At 70.4% G+C, this 4,450-nt stretch carries 5 protein-coding genes and 1 pseudogene; 2 read left to right on the top strand and 4 right to left on the bottom strand.

The window, feature by feature from the left end:
* Positions 1–102 precede the first annotated feature (102 nt).
* Together ffh and QZ433_RS11060 are read right to left on the bottom strand one after the other, a co-directional pair.
* Positions 103–1,647 carry a signal recognition particle protein gene (ffh, locus tag QZ433_RS11055; RefSeq protein WP_295783276.1) on the bottom strand — a complete coding sequence of 515 codons (1,545 nt, stop codon included), beginning with the start codon at positions 1,645–1,647 and terminating at the stop codon, positions 103–105.
* Positions 1,648–1,691: 44 nt separating this feature from the next.
* The gene (locus QZ433_RS11060) at positions 1,692–2,246 is read right to left on the bottom strand and encodes a TetR/AcrR family transcriptional regulator (protein WP_295783279.1); all 555 of its coding nucleotides are present in this window, start codon (positions 2,244–2,246) and stop codon (positions 1,692–1,694) included.
* Between the two features lie 62 nt (positions 2,247–2,308).
* Here QZ433_RS11060 and lipB point away from each other — a divergent pair, with 62 nt between their 5' ends.
* Together lipB and lipA are read left to right on the top strand one after the other, a co-directional pair.
* A complete protein-coding gene (gene lipB, locus QZ433_RS11065; protein ID WP_295783282.1) occupies positions 2,309–2,947 on the top strand; it encodes a lipoyl(octanoyl) transferase LipB in 639 nt (212 codons plus the stop codon).
* Entirely contained in the window at positions 2,944–3,978 is a 1,035-nt protein-coding gene (lipA, locus tag QZ433_RS11070; protein ID WP_295783283.1) for a lipoyl synthase, read from the top strand. The genes lipB and lipA overlap by 4 nt, the downstream gene beginning before the upstream one ends.
* A gap of 86 nt (positions 3,979–4,064) precedes the next feature.
* On the opposite strand, the pseudogene QZ433_RS11075 reads toward lipA, so the two are convergent.
* Both QZ433_RS11075 and QZ433_RS11080 read right to left on the bottom strand, forming a co-directional pair.
* Positions 4,065–4,205 (bottom strand): annotated as a pseudogene (locus QZ433_RS11075) (pyrimidine dimer DNA glycosylase/endonuclease V); the annotation flags it as partial.
* A 3-nt stretch (positions 4,206–4,208) separates the two neighbouring features.
* Positions 4,209–4,450: DUF2004 domain-containing protein (locus QZ433_RS11080; RefSeq protein ID WP_295783286.1), on the bottom strand; the 242-nt coding region annotated here is incomplete at its 5' end.

Raw genomic sequence — 4,450 nt, forward strand, 5'->3', positions numbered from 1 at the left:
CCCACCCCGCGCGGTCAACGCGCGATCGAGCAGACCGTCATGTCGGCGCTGCAGGACGCCGGCATCCTGCTTTGAGGCGAACGCCGGTCGTTCGGGAGCGGCTCAGCCGCGTCCGAGCATCTTCTGCAGCTCGGCGAGGTCGGCCTCGCTCGGCGCCTTCGCTCCGCCCAGGCCGAAGCCCGACCCGGTGGCGGGGGCGGATGCCGCGATGCCGGCGTTCTCGGCGGCGCGCTTGGCGGGGTTGCCGGAGCGCGACCCCTTCGCCTTCTGCTGCTTGCCGCGCTTGCTCGACGCGCCGGGCTTGCCGCCGACGGGACCCATGCCGGGGATGTTGGGCACTCCGCCGCGCGCGACGGTCTTCATCATCTTGGCGGCCTGGTCGAAACGCTGGACCAGCTGATTGACGTCGGTGACGGTCATGCCCGAACCGCGCGCGATGCGCAGGCGGCGAGAGCCGTTGAGGATCTTGGGGTTGCGACGTTCGGCGAGCGTCATCGAGCGGATGATCGCCTCGGTGCGGTCGATCTCGCGCTCGTCGAAGTCCTCGAGCTGCTGCTTCATGTTCCCCATGCCCGGGAGCATCCCGAGCATCTTCTTCATGGAGCCCATCTTCTTCATCTGCTGCATCTGCTCGAGGAAGTCCTCGAGCGTGAAGGTCTCGGTCGCGAGCTTCTCGGCGACCTTCATCGCCTCGGCCTCGTCGAAGGCCTGCTGCGCCTGCTCGATCAGGGTGAGGATGTCACCGAGGTCGAGGATGCGGGATGCCATGCGGTCGGGGTGGAACGGCTCGACGTCGTCTAGACCCTCACCCGTGGACGCGAAGATGATGGGGCGACCCGTGACCGAGGCCACCGACAGCGCGGCGCCACCGCGGGCGTCGCCGTCGAGCTTCGACAGCACCACGCCGGTGAAGTCGACGCCGTCCTGGAACGCCTTGGCGGTGTTGACGGCATCTTGTCCGATCATCGCGTCGATGACGAACAGCACCTCGTCGGGCTGGGTCGCCTTGCGGATGTCGGCGGCCTGCTTCATCAGCTCGGCGTCGACGCCGAGGCGACCGGCGGTGTCGATGATGACGATGTCGTGCTGCTGGCGCGTGGCGTACGCGACACCGTCGCGCGCGACCGCGACCGGGTCGCCGACGCCGTTGCCCGGCTCGGGCGCGTAGATCGCGGCCCCCGCGCGCTCGGCGACGACCTGCAGCTGGTTGACGGCGTTGGGTCGCTGGAGGTCGCACGCGACCAGCAGCGGCGTGTGGCCGTCCTTCTCGAGCATCTTGGCGAGCTTGCCGGCGAACGTGGTCTTACCCGAGCCCTGGAGGCCGGCGAGCATGATGACCGTCGGCGGATTCTTGGCGAACTGCAGGCGGCGCTGCTGGCCGCCCAGGATGCCGATCAGCTCGTCGTTGACGATCTGAACGACCTGCTGCGCGGGGTTGAGGGCGCGGTTGACCTCGTCGCCGAGGGCGCGCTCGCGCACGGCGGCGGTGAACTCCTTGACGACCGGGAGAGCGACGTCGGCATCGAGGAGGGCGCGACGGATCTCGCGCACCGTCCCGTCGACGTCGGCGGGCGTGAGCTGGCCCTTCTTTCGCAGGTTGCGGAAGGTCTCTGTGAGCCGGTCGGAGAGGGTGCCGAAAGTCGCCATGATGAATCGAGTTTACGCGGATCGCTGCGACACCGCGGCGCCGCTCAGTCGCCGGCGAGGGCGAGGGCCGCAGCGAGCACCTCGGAGAGCGGATGCCCCGCGGCCGTCCGGTCGGCCCACGCCCACACCGCCGCGAGCACGGCGGCCGCCAAGGCGCCCGCCCGTACCTCGGCTCGCAGCGACGGCATTCCGTCCCGTGTCAGCCGCGTGGCGATCTCGCGCTGCAGTCGGAACTGGCGGACGGCGCGGTCGCGGTCCAGCTCGGCGCCGATCCCCATGGCCTCGGCGTTGGTGATCGCGAGCGCGAGGGCGTCGGGGCGCAGCCCCGCCCCGATCTCCACCAGGGCCGCGGCGACCTCGGCGTCGTCGCGGAGCAGCGCGACTCCGACGCTCACCTGCTCGTCGAACCCCGACCACAGCACGTCGCTCTTGGCCGCGAAGTAGTTGAAGAAGCTCGACCGGCTCACGCCCGCTCGACGCGTGATGTCCGACACGGACGTCGCGTCGTAGCCCTGCTCGAGGAACAGCTCGCACGCCGCCTCGGCGAGCACCTCGCGAGAGGAGACACGGGGACGGCCGCTGCGCGATTCGGTGGCCACGACGTCAGCCTACGGCGGCGACGCGCGTGTATTCTTGGACGCAATCCAACATCGGAGGGTCGATGCTCGACATCCACCACGCGGGCCTCGCCCCGCACTACGTTCCCTATCTCGACGGCTGGGCCCACCAGCGCCGCATCCACGCCGACGTGGTCGCGGGCACCCGGCCCGACACGCTGCTGCTGCTCGAACACGAGGCCGTGTACACCGCGGGCAAACGCACCGAGCCCCACGAGCGCCCCGACGACGGCACCCCCGTGATCGACGTCGACCGCGGCGGCAAGATCACCTGGCACGGTCCCGGGCAATTGGTGGGCTACCCCATCGTGCGCCTGCCCGAGCCGATCGACGTCGTGGCGCACGTGCGGCGGCTCGAGGGGCTGCTCATCGACGCACTCGAAGCGTTCGCCGTGGAGGGATTCCGCGTCGACGGGCGCAGCGGCGTCTGGGTCCGGCGCCCCCTCGGCGTCGACAAGATCGCGGCCATCGGGGTCCGCGTCGAGAAGGGAACGACCATGCACGGCTTCGCCGTCAACTGCGACAACACCCTCGCGGCCTTCCGCCGCATCGTTCCCTGCGGGATCTCGGATGCCGGCGTGACCACCGTCAGCGAGGTGGTGGGCGCTGACGTCTCGCCCGCCGACCTCGTGCCGGAGATCGAGCGCGTCTTCCGCGCCGAGTACGCGGCGGTGGCCGCGTGAGCGCCTGCGGCACCGGAAAGCCCGGGGCGCCGGCATCCACCGCCCCCAACGGGCGCAAGCTGCTGCGGCTCGAGGTGCGCAATGCCGAGACGCCCATCGAGCGCAAGCCCGAGTGGATCAAGACCAAGGCGCGCATGGGGCCCGAGTACACCGCCCTGCAGAACCTCGTGAAGACCGAGGAGCTGCACACGGTGTGCCAGGAGGCGGGCTGCCCCAACATCTTCGAGTGCTGGGAGGACCGCGAGGCCACGTTCCTCATCGGGGGTTCCCAGTGCACCCGTCGGTGCGACTTCTGCCAGATCGACACCGGCAAGCCCGCCGACTACGACCGCGACGAGCCCCGCCGTGTCGCCGAGAGCGTGACCCGGATGCAGCTGCGCTACGCCACGGTCACGGGTGTCGCCCGCGACGACCTGCCCGACGAGGGCGCCTGGCTGCACGCCGAGACCGTGCGGCGCATCCACGCCGAGAACCCCGGAACGGGCGTCGAGATCCTCGCGACGGACTTCTCGGGCAACCCGGCGCACCTCGACGAGGTGTTCTCGTCGCGCCCCGAGGTCTTCGCGCACAACGTCGAGACGGTGCCGCGCATCTTCAAGCGCATCCGGCCCGCCTTCCGCTACGACCGTTCGCTCGGCGTACTCACCGCGGCGCGCGACGCCGGGCTGATCACGAAGTCCAACCTGATCCTCGGCATGGGCGAGGAACCCGAAGAGGTCGTGCAGGCCCTCGAAGACCTGCACGCGGCGGGAACGGACATCATCACGATCACGCAGTACCTGCGCCCCTCCCCGCGCCACCTCCCGGTGCAGCGGTGGGTCAAGCCCGCGGAGTTCGTCGAGTTCAAGGAAGAGGCCGAGCGCATCGGCTTCCTCGGCGTGCTCGCCGGTCCCCTCGTCCGCTCGTCCTACCGGGCCGGACGCCTGTGGGCCCAGTCGATGGTGTCGAAGGGACGCGAGATCCCGCCGCACCTCGCCCACCTCGCCACGGACATCGCGGCCGCCGACGCGGGCTTCGCCCAAGCCGTGTGACCCGCGTGGTGGCCGGAGCACCCGGCCACCACCGCCGGGCCCGCTCTCGGGTCAGACCGGCCAGATGTACGGCAGGTCTTCGCCGCGGGATGATGCCGCCACCCGTGGTCGGGGACGGTCAAGGCGCGCAGCAGCTGGAACGTCTCGACCCGCTGCTTGCCCAGGCGCTTGAGGTCGAGAGCGCGGGCCGAGTCGACGAACGAGGCGTAGGGCAGGAAGGTCTGCACGGATCAGTCGGCGCTGGTGACCGACTGCACGCGTCCGTCGGACGCGAGGTTGACCAGCAGCACGTCGTCGGTCGCGTCAGGGTCGAGCGCGTACTCGAGGACCGCGAACGGGTCGGCGCCGCCGTGCTCGTCCGCGAGGATCGTCATGCTCATCAGCTGCAGGGCCTTGATGACGTCGATGTGGGTGTCGCCCGAGGCGTCGACCAGGAAGTCCTCGAGCTCGTCGCCGAGCGTCGCCTGCTGCT

The organism is uncultured Microbacterium sp. (assembly GCF_913776565.1).
Taxonomy (GTDB): Bacteria; Actinomycetota; Actinomycetes; order Actinomycetales; family Microbacteriaceae; genus Microbacterium.

Excerpts from the sequence above, each read along its gene's own strand:
- ffh (WP_295783276.1), bottom strand. The coding sequence starts at position 1,647 with ATGGCGACTTTCGGCACCCTCTCCGACCGGCTCACAGAGACCTTCCGC.
- lipB (WP_295783282.1), top strand. The coding sequence starts at position 2,309 with ATGCTCGACATCCACCACGCGGGCCTCGCCCCGCACTACGTTCCCTAT.